Annotated in this window: 14 protein-coding genes; 4 read left to right on the top strand and 10 right to left on the bottom strand. The window is 68.7% G+C overall.

Annotated elements, in window-relative coordinates; genetic code table 11:
* Positions 1-20: 20 nt before the first annotated feature.
* Together ABD156_RS38585 and htpG are read right to left on the bottom strand one after the other, a co-directional pair.
* Positions 21-1,361, bottom strand: coding sequence for an 8-oxoguanine deaminase (locus tag ABD156_RS38585; protein ID WP_344285977.1), 1,341 nt, complete (start codon positions 1,359-1,361; stop codon positions 21-23).
* 69 nt (positions 1,362-1,430) lie between these two features.
* Positions 1,431-3,317, bottom strand: coding sequence for a molecular chaperone HtpG (gene htpG / locus ABD156_RS38580; RefSeq protein ID WP_344285976.1), 1,887 nt, complete (start codon positions 3,315-3,317; stop codon positions 1,431-1,433).
* A gap of 133 nt (positions 3,318-3,450) precedes the next feature.
* Here htpG and ABD156_RS38575 point away from each other — a divergent pair, with 133 nt between their 5' ends.
* Complete coding sequence (locus ABD156_RS38575; RefSeq protein WP_344285975.1) at positions 3,451-3,870, top strand: nuclear transport factor 2 family protein; 420 nt, start codon at positions 3,451-3,453, stop codon at positions 3,868-3,870.
* Positions 3,871-3,889: 19 nt separating this feature from the next.
* Here the strand turns inward: ABD156_RS38575 and ABD156_RS38570 are convergent, their stop codons facing one another.
* Together ABD156_RS38570 and aceB are read right to left on the bottom strand one after the other, a co-directional pair.
* Positions 3,890-5,086: a DUF6986 family protein gene (locus ABD156_RS38570; RefSeq protein WP_344285974.1), complete on the bottom strand. Its 1,197-nt coding sequence runs from the start codon at positions 5,084-5,086 to the stop codon at positions 3,890-3,892.
* Positions 5,086-6,660 carry a malate synthase A gene (aceB, locus tag ABD156_RS38565; protein WP_344285973.1) on the bottom strand — a complete coding sequence of 525 codons (1,575 nt, stop codon included), beginning with the start codon at positions 6,658-6,660 and terminating at the stop codon, positions 5,086-5,088. The genes ABD156_RS38570 and aceB overlap by 1 nt, the downstream gene beginning before the upstream one ends.
* 108 nt (positions 6,661-6,768) lie before the next feature.
* Here aceB and ABD156_RS38560 point away from each other — a divergent pair, with 108 nt between their 5' ends.
* Positions 6,769-7,533, top strand: a complete 765-nt coding sequence (locus ABD156_RS38560) for an IclR family transcriptional regulator (RefSeq protein WP_344285972.1) — start codon at positions 6,769-6,771, stop codon at positions 7,531-7,533.
* On the opposite strand, the gene ABD156_RS38555 is transcribed toward ABD156_RS38560, so the two are convergent.
* The 4 genes from ABD156_RS38555 to ftsY all read right to left on the bottom strand — a co-directional run bounded on the left by ABD156_RS38555 (position 7,526) and on the right by ftsY (position 10,522).
* The gene (locus ABD156_RS38555; protein WP_344285971.1) at positions 7,526-8,011 is read right to left on the bottom strand and encodes a GNAT family N-acetyltransferase; all 486 of its coding nucleotides are present in this window, start codon (positions 8,009-8,011) and stop codon (positions 7,526-7,528) included. The two genes, ABD156_RS38560 and ABD156_RS38555, sit on opposite strands and share 8 nt — an antisense overlap.
* Positions 8,008-8,322 (bottom strand): DUF4333 domain-containing protein, encoded by a 315-nt coding sequence (locus ABD156_RS38550; RefSeq protein ID WP_344285970.1) that lies wholly within the window; start codon positions 8,320-8,322, stop codon positions 8,008-8,010. Before ABD156_RS38550 ends, ABD156_RS38555 begins: the two co-directional genes overlap by 4 nt.
* Positions 8,323-8,332: 10 nt before the next feature.
* Complete coding sequence (locus ABD156_RS38545; RefSeq protein ID WP_344285969.1) at positions 8,333-9,076, bottom strand: hypothetical protein; 744 nt, start codon at positions 9,074-9,076, stop codon at positions 8,333-8,335.
* Positions 9,077-9,166: 90 nt separating this feature from the next.
* Entirely contained in the window at positions 9,167-10,522 is a 1,356-nt protein-coding gene (gene ftsY / locus ABD156_RS38540) for a signal recognition particle-docking protein FtsY (RefSeq protein WP_344285968.1), read from the bottom strand.
* Between the two features lie 140 nt (positions 10,523-10,662).
* Here ftsY and ABD156_RS38535 point away from each other — a divergent pair, with 140 nt between their 5' ends.
* Together ABD156_RS38535 and ABD156_RS38530 are read left to right on the top strand one after the other, a co-directional pair.
* Complete coding sequence (locus tag ABD156_RS38535) at positions 10,663-11,877, top strand: anhydro-N-acetylmuramic acid kinase (RefSeq protein WP_344285967.1); 1,215 nt, start codon at positions 10,663-10,665, stop codon at positions 11,875-11,877.
* Between the two features lie 9 nt (positions 11,878-11,886).
* On the top strand, positions 11,887-13,452 hold the full coding sequence (locus tag ABD156_RS38530; RefSeq protein WP_344285966.1) for a sodium:solute symporter: 1,566 nt from the start codon (positions 11,887-11,889) through the stop codon (positions 13,450-13,452).
* Between the two features lie 50 nt (positions 13,453-13,502).
* On the opposite strand, the gene ABD156_RS38525 is transcribed toward ABD156_RS38530, so the two are convergent.
* Both ABD156_RS38525 and ABD156_RS38520 read right to left on the bottom strand, forming a co-directional pair.
* Positions 13,503-13,991, bottom strand: coding sequence for a hypothetical protein (locus tag ABD156_RS38525; protein WP_344285965.1), 489 nt, complete (start codon positions 13,989-13,991; stop codon positions 13,503-13,505).
* Positions 13,992-14,129: 138 nt separating this feature from the next.
* Positions 14,130-14,471, bottom strand: a complete 342-nt coding sequence (locus ABD156_RS38520; protein ID WP_344285964.1) for a beta/gamma crystallin domain-containing protein — start codon at positions 14,469-14,471, stop codon at positions 14,130-14,132.
* Between the last annotated feature and the right edge of the window lie 88 nt (positions 14,472-14,559).

The raw sequence follows: 14,559 nt of genomic DNA, 5'->3' as shown, positions 1-14,559 counted from the left end.
GGGTCGCCCGGGAGGGCGGCCTACCGGTCTTCGCGCAGCCGAGCGCTCGCCTTCGCCAGTTCTGCCGCGATCGCCGACTCGTCAGCCGTCCTGAGCTGTCCGCGGTCCACCACCGCTTTCCCGCCCACGAAAAGCTTCCGCAGCGGCGGCGTCGCGGCCAACACCAACGCCGCGACCGGATCGTCGATCCCCGCATAGTTCAGGCCGTTCAGATCCCACACCGCCAGATCCGCGAGCTTCCCGACCTCCACCGAGCCCATCTCGCGCTCCCGGCCGAGGCAGCGCGCGCCGCCCATCGTGCCGAGCCATAACGCTTCTCGCGTGGTCAGCCCCGTCGGCCCGCCGCGTTGCCGGGCCTGCAGCAACGCCTGATGCAATTCCTCCGCCAAGCCGCCGGATTCGCTCGAAGCCGCGCCGTCAACGCCCAATCCGACCGGAGCACCGGCGTCGAGCAAGTCCCGCACGGGAGCGATTCCGGTGCCCAGACGGCCGTTCGAGGTCGGGCAATGCGCGGAACCGGTTGACGTCGCGCCGAAACGGCGGATCGCGTCCGGCGCGAGGTGGACGGTGTGCGCGAGCCAGACGTCCGGTGCCAGCCAGCCCAGTTTGTCCGCGTATTCAGCGGGGGTGAGACCGGTTTCGGCGAGGCATTGCTGTTCCTCGTCCTGGGTTTCGGCCAGATGCGTGTGCAGCCGGACGCCCTTGCGGCGGGCCAGTTCGGCCGACTCGGCCATCAGCCGCTCGGTGACGCTGAACGGCGAGCACGGGCCCGCCGCGATCTGCAGGTGCGCGCCCGGCGAGGCGTCGTGGTAGCGGTCGATCGCGGCTTCGGTGCCGAGGAGGGCGGCTTCGGCGGTCTCGACCAGGCTGTCCGGCGGCAGCCCGCCGTCCGATTCGCCGCGGTCCATCGAGCCGCGGACCAGGTGCAGCCGCAGGCCGATCCGCTCCCGCGCGGCGGCGAGCGCGGCTACCTGATCGCCGCCGTCGCGCGGGAAAACGTAGTGGTGATCGGCGACCGTGGTGCAGCCGGTCAGGGCGAGCCGCGCCATTCCGGCGGAGCCCGCGGCGTGCGTGATCTCCGCGTCCAGCTTGGCCCACACCGGATACAGCGCGACCAGCCACTCGAACAGCGTGTGGTCGGCGGCGAGGCCCCGGGTGGCCCATTGGTAAAGATGATGGTGCGTGTTCACGAGGCCCGGCGTGACGAGGCAGCCGGCGGCGTCGACGCGTTCGTCGGCCTCGCCGGTAAACGCTCCGTCGCCGACGGCCGCGATGCGATCGTCCTCGATCACGACGTGTCCGTCGCGGTACTCGGGACCGCTGACCGTCGCGACCGCGGCGTTCTCGACGACTGTCCTCATGCGACACTCACCTCCGGAAGGGTTCGTGAGTGGCTACCCCGAAACCGGTGCAGCCACTCACGAATCCCGTCACAACGCCTTGGCCGCGCGATCCGCCACCAGGTTCAGGAACCGGCTCGGGTCCTTCAGCTCCCCGCCCTCGGCGAGCAGCGCCATGCCGTGCAGCAGCTCCGCCGTCTCGGCCAGCGACGTGTCCTCCGGGTGCTCGGCGAACGCCTTGCGCAGGCCGGTCACCAGCGCGTGCTCCGGGTTCAGCTCCAGGACCCGCTTCACCGGCGGCAGTTCCTGCCCCATCGCGCGGTACATCTTCTCCAGCGTCGGCGTCAGATCGCCCGCGTCGCCGACGATGCAGGACGGCGACGTCGTGAGCCGCGAGGACAGCCGGACCTCCTTGACGGTGTCGGTCAGCGTCGCCGACATCCACTTCAGCAGGTCCTCATACTCGGCCTTCTTCTCCTCGGATGTCTCGTCGCCGAGGTCGACCTCGCCCTTCGCCACCGACTGGAACGTCTTGCCGTCGAAGCCGCTCGCCGACTCGGTCCACATCTCGTCCACCGGGTCGGTGAGGATGAGCACCTCGTACCCCTTGGCGCGGAACGCTTCCAGGTGCGGCGAGTTCTCGATGACGGTGCGCGAATCGCCGGTCAGGTAGTAGATGTGCTCCTGGCCGTCCTTCATCCGCGACACGTAGTCGCGCAGCGAGGTCGGCTTGTCCGCGTGGTTGGTCGAGTCGAACGACGAGATCTCGAGGATCTGCTCCCGGTTCTCCGGGTCGTCGATCAGGCCTTCCTTGACCGCGCGGCCGAACTCCTGCCAGAACGTCGCGTACTTCTCGGCCTCCTCGGTCATCATCGTCTTGACCGTCGAGAGGATCTTTTTCTCCAGCCGCCGCCGGATCGCGCGGATCTGCCGGTCCTGCTGCAGGATTTCGCGCGACACGTTCAGCGACAGATCCGCCGCGTCGACGACGCCCTTCACGAAGCGCAGGTAGTTCGGCATCAGCGCTTCGCAGTCGTCCATGATGAACACGCGCTTGACGTACAGCTGCACGCCGCGCTTCGCGTCCCGCATGAACAGATCCACCGGCGCGCGCGAGGGCAGGAACAGCAGCGCCTGGTACTCGAAGGTGCCCTCGGCCTGCATCCGGACCGTCTCGAGCGGATCGGTCCAGTCGTGGCTGATGTGCTTGTAGAACTCGTGGTACTCCTCGTCGGAGACCTCGTCCTTCGAACGCGCCCAGAGCGCCTTCATCGAGTTGACGGTCTCGAGACCGCCCTCTTCGTCTTCCTTCGTTTCTTTGGCCATCTGCACCGGCCAGGTGATGAAGTCCGAGTAGCGCTTGACGATCTCGCGCACCTTCCACGGCGACGTGTAGTCGTAGAGGTGGTCCTCGTCGTCGGCGGGCTTGAGGTGCAGCGTGACCGAGGTGCCCTGCGGGGCGTCGGAGAGGGATTCGATCGTGTAGGTGCCCTCGCCGGTGGACTCCCAGCGGACGCCCTCGTCGGAGCCCGCGCGCCGGGTCACCAGGGTGACCTTGTCCGCGACCATGAAGCTGGAGTAGAAGCCGACACCGAACTGCCCGATCAGGTCCTGGCCGGCGGACTCTTTCGACTCCTTCAGCTTGCGCAGGAAGTCGGCGGTGCCGGATTTCGCGATGGTGCCGATCAGGTTGACGACGTCGTCCCGGCTCATGCCGATGCCGTTGTCGCGCACGGTGAGGGTGCGCGCGTCGGAGTCGAGAAGGATCTCGATGTGCAGGTTGTCGGTCTCGGCCCGCAGGTCCTTGTCGCGATACGTCTCCAGCCGCAGCTTGTCCAGCGCGTCGGAGGCGTTGGAGACCAGCTCGCGCAGGAAGATGTCCTTGTTCGAATAGATCGAGTGGATCATCAGCTGCAGCAGCTGGCGCGCCTCGGACTGGAACTCCAGCGTCTCGACCGTCCCGGTTTCCTCAGCCATGGCTTTCGTGTTTCCTTTCCCGCCCTCAAAAGACCGGGTTGAAGTCTACCGAGCGCGTACGACAAAACGTGCGGAGACCGTGAAGTCCGATTGCCGCCAGCGGAGCCGTCGGAGCCCGGCCAGGCTGGCGGCCGTGACTGATCCCGCTGCCGTGCTCAACGGCATGTACCGAGCCGAAGCCGAGTATTTCGCCGCGGGCGGCCCCGGTTCGGCCTCTTTTGCTCCGCTGGCCCCGTATTTCGCCGAGGATGTCGTACTGCACCAGGCCGGCGGACTGCCGTTCGGCGGCGACTGGCACGGCCACACCGGGCTGGAGAAGTTCTTCCTCGAGATGAGCCGGATCTGGAAGTCGTTCGAGATCGGCGAGCAGGAGTTCCTCGCCCTGGGCGCGACGTCGGTGGTGCTCACCCAGGTCCGGGCCCGGGCGCGGGCGACCGGACGGGAGCTGGAGTTCCCGATCCTGCAGGCGCTCCGGATCGAGGACGGGCGGATCGCCGAGGTGCGGCCGTTTTACTGGGACACCGCGGCGATCGCGAGTGCCTGCGCCGAGTAGCGCAGGCACTCGCGATCGTTCAGGCTTGCCGCCGCGCGTACGCGTCCAGCCGCGCCGGTTCGAACGACAGCTCCGACTCCGCCAGCGCGCCGCAGTTGTAACCGCCGAGCAGATACCGGGCCAACGCCTCCGCCGTCGCGGGTTCGTCCAGCACTCCCCCGGCCGTCTTCGACGCGTAGTCCTGCAACCGCTTGGCCGCCGCCGGGGCGCCCTCGCGGTAGAAGGCGTACGTCGCCGCGTACCGGGTCGGCAACTGGTGCGGATGCAGGTCCCAGCCCTGGTAGAAGCCGTTCTCCAGCGACCGCCGCACCAGGCGCAGGTGCTCGGCCCACGCGCCCGGCAGGTCGTCGCCCACCGGGAGCCGGTTGGTCGAACCGTCGGACAGCCGCACGCCCGTTCCGGCAGCCGCGACCTGCATCAACTGCTTCGCGAAGTCGGCCGCGGGGTGCGCCATGCTCTGGTACGCCGCGCTGATGCCGAGACCCGCGCTGTAGTCGTAGGTCCCGTAATGCAGCCCGGAGCACCGGCCGTCCGCGGCCTGGATGATCTGCGCCACCGCGACCGTGCCATCGGTCGAAAGGATCGACTGCGCGGTCTCGATCTGCACCTCGAAGCGCAGCGCGCGGTCCGCCAGTCCGTACGCGGTTTCCAGTCGCCCCAACACTTCCGCGGCGACTGCGACCTGCTCGACCGCGGTGACCTTCGGCAGCGTCACCACGAATCCGTCCGGCAGCGATCCCTCGGACAGCAAGCCGGACAGGAACAAATCGAGCGTCCGGATGCCCCGTCGTCGCGTCGCGGCTTCGAAGCTCTTGAACCGGATTCCGACGAACGGAGTACCGCCGGTGGTCGCGAGCGTCCGCCCGGCGGCTTCCGCGGCCGCGTCCTCCGCTTCGTCGCCGGGATGGCCGTAGCCGTCCTCGAAGTCGATGCGAAGGTCCTCGATCGGCTCGGTGAGGAGCTTCTCGCGGACGCGCTCGGCCACCGCCGGGTCGAGGTTCAGCAGGTCGCCGTGTTCGACGAAGACCCGCATCGCCTGTTTGCCCCAATCGGCGACCAGGCGCGTGCGGTACTGCGACGCCGGCACGTACACCGTGTGCACCGGACGACGGCCCGGAGACTCGCCGGGATACCGCGCCGCCACGCGCGCGTCGGCCTCGGCCAACCGCGCGTCGGCGGCGGTGTAGACGTCCTCGGCGAGCCGTCCGCCGCCCATTACTGGATGTACTCGTACGCCGGCAGGGTCAGGAAGTCCGGGAACTCGTCGGCCAGCGCGACCTGCTCGAACAGCTCGACCGCGGGCTTCAGCAGATCGTCGGAGACCTCGGCCGACAGCTCGCCCCGGACGTCGGCCACGACGCCGCGCACCAGCTCCGCGGTGACCGTCTCGCCGTTGTCCAGCTGCGTGCCGTTCTTGACCCACTGCCACACCTGCGACCGCGAAATCTCGGCAGTGGCGGCGTCCTCCATCAGGTTGTGGATCGCCGCCGCGCCGTTGCCGCCCAGCCACGAGGCCAGGTAGCGGATGCCGACGTCGACCGCCGCGCGCAGACCGGCCGCGGTGGCGCTGCCCGGCGTCGAGGCGACGTCCAGCAGCTGGTCGGCGGTCACGCTCACCTCGTCGCGGGTGCGCTCGAGCTGGTTCGGGTTGTCGCCGAGGACCTTGTCGAACTCTTCCTTGCAGAGTGCGACCATGCCCGGGTGCGCGACCCACGAACCGTCGAAGCCGTCCCCGGCCTCCCGCGACTTGTCGGCGTGCACCTTGTCGAAGGCGCCCTTGTTGGCTTCCGGGTCCTTGCTCGGGATGAACGCGGCCATGCCGCCGATCGCGAACGCGCCGCGCTTGTGGCAGGTGCGCACCAGCAGCTCGGTGTAGGCGCGCATGAACGGCGCGGTCATGGTGACCGAGTTGCGGTCCGGCAGCACGAACTTCTCGCCCGCGTCGCGGAAGTACTTGATGACGCTGAACAGGTAGTCCCAGCGCCCCGCGTTGAGGCCCGAGGCGTGCTCGCGCAGTTCGTAGAGGATCTCTTCCATCTCGAACGCGGCCGGGATGGTCTCGATCAGCACGGTCGCGCGGACGGTGCCGTGCGGGATGCCGAGCGCCTTCTCCGCGTGCGTGAACACGTCGTTCCACAGCCGCGCTTCGAGGTGGCTTTCCATCTTCGGCAGGTAGAAGTACGGGCCCTTGCCGCGGTTGAGCAGCTCTTGCGCGTTGTGGAAGAAGTACAGGCCGAAGTCGACCAGCGCGCCGACGCCCTTGCGGCCGCCGAAGGTCAGGTTCCGCTCGTCGAGGTGCCAGCCGCGCGGGCGGACCACGATGGTGGCGTGCTCGACGTCCGGCTTCAGCTCGTAGTGCTTGCCGTTCTGGTCGAGCGTGATCGTGCCGCGGATCGCGTCGGACAGGTTGACCTGGCCGCCCACGACGTTCGCCCAGTGCGGCGTGTTGGCGTCCTCGAAGTCGGCGAGCCACACCTTGGCGCCGGAGTTGAGGGCGTTGATGGTCATCTTGCGATCGGTCGGACCGGTGATCTCCACGCGGCGGTCGCGCAGCGCGGCCGGGGCGCCGGCCACCTGCCAGTCGCTCTCGCGGACCTGCTTGGTCTCGGCGAGGAAATCGAGGCGGCCGGTGGTGCGGGCCTCCTCGCGCCGCTTGCCCCGCGCGACGAGGAGTTCGTCGCGCCGCGCGGCGTACTCGTCGTGCAAGCCCGCTACGAAAGCGAGGGCTTCCGGCGTCAGAATCTCGTCCCCACGCTCGACGGACCCGCCGAGAACCTGGACCTCAGACATGCGCAACACCCCGAGTAGTGCTTTGGATAACGTCCCTACGGTTTTTACCTGACGGACTATAGTTTCTGCATAGCGGAACATCAATCGGGTCTGTGAGGAGGACCACTGGTGGCGGCTGAGAAGAGCGGACGAGACGGCGGCGTCCAGTCCCTGCAGCGCGCGTTCGAGCTGCTGGAGCACCTGGCGGACACCGGCGGCGAGGCCAGTCTGTCGGAGCTGGCGACCCTGTCCGGGCTGCCGATGCCGACGATCCACCGGCTGATCCGCACGCTGGTGTCGCTGGGCTACGTCCGGCAGAACACCAACCGGCACTACGCGCTCGGCGCCCGGCTGATCCGGCTGGGCGAGAACGCGAGCATGCAGTTCGGCGCGTGGGCGCGGCCGCTGCTGGTGGAGCTGGTCGAGGAGGTCGGCGAAACGGCGAACCTGGCGGTGCTGGAACGCGACGAGGTGGTGTATGTCGCACAGGTGCCCTCGAAGCACTCGATGCGCATGTTCACCGAGGTCGGCCGGCGTTTGCTGCCGCACGGCACCGGCGTGGGCAAGGCGATGCTGGCGGAACTGCCCGCCGACGAGGTCACGTCGCTGCTGGAACGCACCGGCATGCCCGCGTACACCGAGCACACGTTCACGGACGCGGACGCGCTGGCGGTGGAGCTGAAGAAGATCGCCGGACAGGGTTACGCGCTGGACGAGGCGGAACAGGAGCTCGGGGTGCGCTGCATCGCCGTCGCGATCCCCGGCGCACCGGTGCCCGCGGCGGTGTCGGTCTCCGGCCCGTCGGGACGCCTGACGGCGGACGCGGTGAGCCACATCGCGCCAGTGGTGCAGAAGATCGCGGACCGGCTTTCGCAGCAGCTGCCGGTTACCTGAGTTCGCCCTTGAGGAGGTCCAGCAACAGCCCGTCGTGCCAGGTCCCGTCGGGTCCCTGCTCGTAATCGCGGAGGATCCCGACTCGCCGGAAACCGAGCTTCTCGTACACGTGAATCGCGCGGACGTTGGCCGCCGCCGGATCGATGGTGAGCCGGTGGTGGCCCTGGTCGAACAGCCGCTGGGCGAGGATCCGGATCGCCTCCGCGCCGAGCCCGAGCCCGTAGTGGTCCGGGTGCACGGCAAGATCGATTCCGGCGTGCCGGTAGCGGTGATCGAGCTCTTCCCAGCTCTGGATCACGCCGACGGTCTGGCCTTCGTACTCGATGGCGTAGGCGTGTTGGTCGCCCTCTTTCGAGAGCAGGCCGTCGGTTTCCTCGTCGGCTTCGCCCCACCACTGCGCTACTTCGGGCGTGGAGAGGATCTCGTGGACCCTGGTTCGGTCTGCTTCGCCGAGCAGGCGGAGCGTGACGCGGGTCAATTCATCGGTTTCTGATCGACCTGGACGTTGTACTTCACATCGGTGCCGTTCACCGCACTGATTTTGGCCGTGAGCCCGACTTTCTGTCCACCGGCGGTGAGGACGCAGCGCATCGACTCCCCCTCGACGGCCTTGATCGGCCCCGGGCAGGCGACGGTGTCCGGCCGCTTGCCGATGGACTGCTGCAGCGCGTCGGAGATGCCTTTTTCGAAGTTCTCCTTCGAGACCTGCTTGTCCCCGCCCACGCCCACGCTCACGGAACAACCGGTGAGGACGAGCGCACAGGCGGCGAGAAAAATCGGGCGGTACATGGGTTTTCTCCTAGTGCCAGACGGAATTCGGGATGCGGTCGAGAAGGTCGCAGCGCAGGTCGAGGGCGGGCAGCAGAAACCGCGGATCCCGGTGATCGCTGACCTGGTCGAAGAAGTCGAGCTTCCCGCCCACCAGCGTGAACCCTCGAAACTTGCGCGGATCGGTTTTGAGGAACGCCGTGACGACCGGATTCAGCACGGCGCGGGCGAAATCAGCGCTCCCGCTGCGCACTTCGTACCGAAGGTCGAACTCGGCGTCGCCGGTCTGCACGTCGCCCTGCCCGAGGTGCGCGTTGACCCGGCTGGACAACTCGGCGACCCGGCTGATCTGCAAGGCAGGGCCGGTTCCCGGGCCTCGCACCCAGATCACGCCCAGCGTGTAGTTCTCGCCTTGCAACGGCGTACGCGCCCGGAAAGTCCCGGCGAGGAACGGCCTGCCGCGATGAGTCCCGGTGACGATCTGGCGAGCCTCGTAGATTTCCCGCCGGTTCAAGTACGGGCCGAGCGGGTTCATCACCTGCTCCACCGCGTTCCGCTCGATGTAGCGATCGCCCTCGTCGAAATAGGCGCAGTAGGCGTCGTTGCGCTCCTCGTACCGCCACCCGCGCCGCTGGATCTCCTCCCGCAGCCGGGCCATGGCCTGTTCCTGGTCGCGCTTGAAAGAACGGCTGTTCCAGACCAGGAACCAGACGAGCGCCCCGGCCATGAGCAACGTCCCGCCGATGACGATCACCAAGATCAGCGCGACGCTCATTCCACCCCTCACAGCTGTGCCTGCGCCTACCGTGGCAGGCCGCGCTGCGAGAGATGTCCGCTTTAACCCTTATTCACCCGGCCAGGGGAATCAGCCCAGCAAAGCGTCCACGAACGCACCAGGCTCGAACGGTGCCAAGTCGTCCGGTCCTTCACCCAATCCGACCAGCTTCACCGGCACCCCCAGCTCTCGCTGGACCTGGAACACGATCCCGCCCTTCGCGGTGCCGTCGAGCTTCGTCAGGACGATCCCCGTCACGTCGATGACCTCGCCGAACACCCGCGCCTGCGCGAGGCCGTTCTGTCCGGTCGTGGCGTCCAGTACGAGCAGCACCTCGTCCACCCGCGCCTGCTTCTCGACGACCCGCTTCACCTTGCCGAGTTCGTCCATCAGGCCGGTCTTCGTGTGCAGGCGGCCCGCGGTGTCGATCAGGACCGTGTCCACGCCCTCGCTGATGCCCTGCTTGACCGCGTCGAACGCGACCGCCGCCGGGTCTGCGCCTTCCTTGCCTCGGACGACGGACGCGCCAACCCGTTCGCCCCACGTCTGGAGCTGGTCGGCGGCTGCGGCGCGGAAGGTGTCGGCCGCGCCGAGGACGACGGTTCCGCCTTGGGCCACCAGGACTCGCGCGAGTTTGCCGGTCGTCGTGGTCTTGCCGGTGCCGTTCACGCCGGCCACGAGGACCACCGCGGGCTGCTTCTTGCCGTCTACCTCGTGCGGCAGCGCGCGGACCGCTCGCTCGGCGTCCGTCGACAGCGCCGCGGTCAGCACCTCGTGCAGCAGTTCGCGCGCCTCGTCCGACGTGCGCACCGCGCGGCGGTTCAGTTCGTCGCGCAGGCGGTCCACGATCTGGGTCGTCGTGGCGGCACCGAGGTCTGCCAGCAGCAGCGTGTCCTCTACGTCCTGCCAGGAGTCTTCGTCCAAGTCACCGCCGCCGAGGAGGCCCAGCAGGCTCTGCCCGAACACCGAGCGGGACTTCGCCAGACGGCCGCGCAGGCGCTCGAGGCGACCGGCCGGAGACTCGATCTCCTCGATCGGCTCGACCGTTCCCGGCACGACGGCCTCGGGGGCCTCTTCTTCGACCGGCTCGGGGAGCTTGACGTCGCGCACCGTGCGCTGGTCGGAGTCTCGCGGGACCGCGGCGTCGTCGCCGACCGCGGGCTGGCCGTCGACCTCCGGGCGGTCCTCCACCGGGTGCTCGACCACCGGCTCCGGCGAAGGAGCAGGCTCCGGCGAAGGCTCGGGTTTGGCCTCGACGGCCGTCCCGCCGGAAGCGAAGGAGATCCCGCCGCTCGCGGCATACCCGCCGCCCTTCGGCTTCTCCTCGACCTCGCGCCGCTCGGCCATGCTGATCCGCCGCTTGCGCGCGATGAGCAGCCCGGACACCAGAACGGCGACCAGGACGACGACGGCGACGACAACGATCCAGAACCAGGTGCTCGACACGCCACCATCCTGTCATCCGCGTGCACAAGCCACGGGACACCCCACCTGGAGGCCAACGAGTAACGCGAACGGTTCCGATTCGGCCAAGACTCCACGAAGCGTCTTGCGCCACCCCTTCGGCGTTGACTAGACCACATCGGATGACCACCCCCGCCGGCCACTGTTTCCGCGTCCTCGGGCTGCTGTCGGGCACGTCCGTGGACGGGATCGACGTCGCGGTCGCCGAAATCCGCGACGACAACGGGACAGTCGTCCTCACCCCGCTCGGCGAGCTCGACGTGCCTTATCCCCCCGGCCTCCGCACAGATCTCCTCGACGCGCTCCCGCCGCGGCCGAGCAGCGCGCGGCAGCTGACCGTCCTCGACACCCGGGTCGGCCAGGCGTTCGCGGACGCGGCGGCGCGCGGGATCGCCGCGTACGGACCGGTGGACGTGATCGCCTCGCTCGGCCAGACCGTCTACCACTGGGTCGAAAACGGCGTCGCCCTCGGCACGTTCCAGCTCGGCCAGCCGGCGTGGATCGCCGAACGCACCGGAGTGCCGGTGATCGCCGACCTCCGCATCCGCGACATCACCGCGGGCGGCCAGGGCGCGCCGCTGGCGAGCACGCTCGACGCGATGTGGCTGCGCGGCCTCGCCGAAGAAACCGGACGTCCGGTGGCCGCGCTCAACCTCGGCGGAATCGCGAACATCACCGTTGTCACGCAGTCCGACAAGGTGCTCGCGTACGACACCGGCCCGGCCAACGCGTTGCTCGATCTCGCCGCCGCGCACGTCAGCGACGGCAAGCTGTCCGCCGACATCGACGGACGGCTCGCGCTCGCCGGTTCAGTCCGGGAAGACCTGCTCGACCGGCTGCTGGCCGACCCCTATTTCGCCGCCGCTCCCCCGAAATCCACTGGCAAGGAGCACTTCCACGGTGGATACCTTGACGCGGCCCTGTCCGGACTGCCGCCGTTGTCCCCGGAGGATCTGCTGGCCACGCTCACCGAACTGACCGCCGCGACGGTCGCCGCGGAATGCCGGCGGCACGGCGTCGCGACCGTCGTCGCGTCCGGCGGCGGCGTCGCGAACCCCGCCACGATGGCCGCGCTCGCCCGGCTCCTGCCCGACGGCGCGCTCCGCACCAGCGACGACCTCGGCCTCCCCGGCTCCGGCAAAGAGGCTTATCTGACCGCGTTGCTCGGCTGGCTGAGCTGGTGCGGCGTCCCGGCGACGCTGCCCTCGGCCACCGGCGCGAGCGGTCCCCGCCTGCTCGGCGCGCTGACGCCGGGTGCGGCTCCCCTGAATCTCCCCGCCCCGCTGGGGGGCGCCGCGACCCGGCTCCGGGTCGCGGAATCCGGGCAATCACGGTAGGAGAACCCCATGAATCCAGTCGATCTGGTGATCGTCATCGTGTACCTCGCGGCGATGCCGGTCATCGGCGTGCTGATCGGGCGCAGACAGAAGTCCGCGAACGACTACTTCGTCGGCGAGCGCAGCATGCCGTGGTGGGCGGTCACGCTCTCGGTGGTGGCCACCGAGACGTCCACGCTCACCGTGATCTCCACGCCCGGGCTCGTGTTCGGCAGCGCCTTCCTGTTCCTGGAAGTGGCTTTCGGCTACATCATCGGCCGCGTGATCGCCGCGTTCGTGCTCCTGCCGCGCTATTTCCGCGGCAACTACGTGAGCGCGTACGAATTCCTCGGCCGCCGCTTCGGGCGCGGCCTTCAAGGCACCGCGTCGGTCACCTTCGTGGTGACCCGGCTGCTCGCCGAGGGGCTGCGGCTGTTCGCCGGGGCGATCCCGATCAAGGCGATCCTCGGCCACTACGGCATCCACACCGAGTACTGGCACATCGTCGTCCTGCTGACCTTGCTCACCGTGATCTACGCGTTCGTCGGCGGCATCAAGTCGGTGATCTGGGTCGACGTCATCCAGTGGTCGCTCTACATCCTCGGCGCGATCGGCGCGGTGATCTTCCTGTCCACGAAGCTGCCGTCCGGCTGGACGCAGATCGCTTCGAGCCAGGGCCGGTTCCAGCTCACCGACTTCGCGTCGAACCTGCTCACCAACCCGTACGCGTTCCTCTGCGCGGTGGTCGGCGGCGCGTTCCTGTCGATGGCTTCGCACGGCGCGGACCAGCTGATCGTCGGGCGGCTGCTGTCGTGCCGGAATCTGCGCGACGGCCAGCGCGCGCTGATCGGCTCGTCCATCGTGGTGTTCATCCAGTTCGCGCTGTTCCTGCTCGTCGGCGCGATGCTGTGGGTCTACACCGGCGGCAAGACCGGCTCGACGGCCACCGCGGTCGCGGCCGGGAAGATGTCCGGCGACGACGTGTTCTCCAACTTCATCGTCAACGACCTGCCGGTCGGCCTGGCCGGGCTGCTGATCGCCGGCATCCTCGCCTCGACCATGGGCGCGCTCGCGTCCGCGCTCAACGCGCTGTCCACCTCCACCATCGCCGACCTCTACCAGCGGTTCACGCACAAGTCGATCGAGGACGCGAAGCTGCTCCGGCACGGTCGCATGTGGACACTCATCTGGGCGGCGGTGTTCGCCGTGTTCGCCTCGATGTTCACGAACTCGAAGGACCCGGTGATCCAGCAGGGCCTCGGGATCGTCGGCTACACCTACGGCGCGCTGCTCGGCTCGTTCTTCCTCGGGCTGCTGGTGCGCAAGGCCCGCCAGTCCGACGCGGTGATCGCGTTCGCCTGCTCGGTGGTCGGGATGGCGTTCCTGATCCTGTTCGTGAAATTCGACAAGGCGACGACCGAGGTGCACATCCACTTCGGCGCGGCGACGAAGACGCTCGTGCCGCTGGCGACCTACTGGTACACCTTCGCCGGCGTGCTGATCACGCTCATCGTGGGCGGCCTGCTGTCGCTGCGGCGGCGCGGCGTGGACCCGAATGTCGAGAAGGTCGAAGAACCCGCAGAAACCCCCGCGTAGCAAGCGCTTTTCTCTCGCCGGGTTCCCGAGGGGACCCGGCGAGAGTGCGCTTACGGCTGGGTATAGAAGACCAGGCCGTCCTTGTCGCAGCCGATCCGCCCGCTGCCCTGCGCGCCGGTGTCGGCCATGCACCGCCAGCCGCTCACGTTCAGCACGTGCGCGGTGCCCTCGGCTTTCTTGGGCGCGTCCTGGAAATACTGGGTGATCACGTCGATCGCTTCAGTGCAGCCAGGACGACCCGCCTTGGTCTCGGTGGCGATCAGGCCCACCTTGCCATTCGGTGCGTCGATCGGGCCGCAGTCGACCGGCGGGCCGACCGTTTCGCCGGTGTCCGGACCGCTGCTCGCGGACTTGCCGGGGCTGGAGGTCTTGCCCGGGGACGCGGCCGGAGCGCTCGACTGCGCGGACGTGACCGTGAGCGGGACCGACGGCGGGGAGGAGACGGCACCGGCCGGGTCAGCGCTCCCGTCGCACGCCGAGACCAGCACGCCCAGCGAGAGAATCGACGCCGCGGCAACCATCTTGCGCGTGAACCGCATGAACACCGTCCTCCCGGATGCAGCCGCCGATCGGCCAAGATCACCCTAATCGGTGACACCCGGGACGGCAGTGTGGCGGCGAATGTCAGCGAAACGGCCCGGTTTCCGCAGGGAAGCCGGGCCGTCGCGAGAAATCCGTCAGTGGATGACGACCTGCCGCACGTGCACGAAGTTCAGGTCGGCGCCCTGCCAGTGGCCGAGACTGGCCTGGCCACCGTCCCAGTACAGGGTGACCGAGTTGTTGCCGGAGTCGACCCGGGCGACGCCGCCCAGATCCACGTACACCGCGCCGGAATTGGCGAAGCAGGCGACATCGCTGCCGTCCCACGGGTTTCCGCCCGCGAGGCGCAGCTGGACGAAGTCGGTGCGGCCGTTGCAGGCGACCCGGTCGGTGGCGAACGCCTGACCGGCCGGAACGGTGACTGCCAGCGCGAGCGCCGCGGCGCCGCCGATCGCGAGTCTCTTGACGAGTGAAGGCATGATCGCTGTGGAACCTTTCTCCCAGTGCTGCCTTGAAGGTGAGCCCGGCGCGCGGGGCAACCGCGCCGCCGGACGAGATCGACCGTGC

Origin of the sequence: Amycolatopsis albidoflavus (assembly GCF_039525725.1) — a bacterium.
Lineage (GTDB): Bacteria > Actinomycetota > Actinomycetes > Mycobacteriales > Pseudonocardiaceae > Amycolatopsis > Amycolatopsis albidoflava.
Note: the sequence above shows the minus strand (reverse complement) of the source record. Positions and strands in the feature narration are given on the sequence as shown.

Coding starts and splice junctions, on each gene's coding strand:
- ABD156_RS38585 (WP_344285977.1), bottom strand. CDS start 1,361: ATGAGGACAGTCGTCGAGAACGCCGCGGTCGCGACGGTCAGCGGTCCC.
- htpG (WP_344285976.1), bottom strand. CDS start 3,317: ATGGCTGAGGAAACCGGGACGGTCGAGACGCTGGAGTTCCAGTCCGAG.
- ABD156_RS38570 (WP_344285974.1), bottom strand. CDS start 5,086: ATGGGCGGCGGACGGCTCGCCGAGGACGTCTACACCGCCGCCGACGCG.
- aceB (WP_344285973.1), bottom strand. CDS start 6,660: ATGTCTGAGGTCCAGGTTCTCGGCGGGTCCGTCGAGCGTGGGGACGAG.
- ABD156_RS38550 (WP_344285970.1), bottom strand. CDS start 8,322: ATGTACCGCCCGATTTTTCTCGCCGCCTGTGCGCTCGTCCTCACCGGT.
- ABD156_RS38545 (WP_344285969.1), bottom strand. CDS start 9,076: ATGAGCGTCGCGCTGATCTTGGTGATCGTCATCGGCGGGACGTTGCTC.
- ABD156_RS38535 (WP_344285967.1), top strand. CDS start 10,663: ATGACCACCCCCGCCGGCCACTGTTTCCGCGTCCTCGGGCTGCTGTCG.
- ABD156_RS38530 (WP_344285966.1), top strand. CDS start 11,887: ATGAATCCAGTCGATCTGGTGATCGTCATCGTGTACCTCGCGGCGATG.
- ABD156_RS38525 (WP_344285965.1), bottom strand. CDS start 13,991: ATGCGGTTCACGCGCAAGATGGTTGCCGCGGCGTCGATTCTCTCGCTG.
- ABD156_RS38520 (WP_344285964.1), bottom strand. CDS start 14,471: ATGCCTTCACTCGTCAAGAGACTCGCGATCGGCGGCGCCGCGGCGCTC.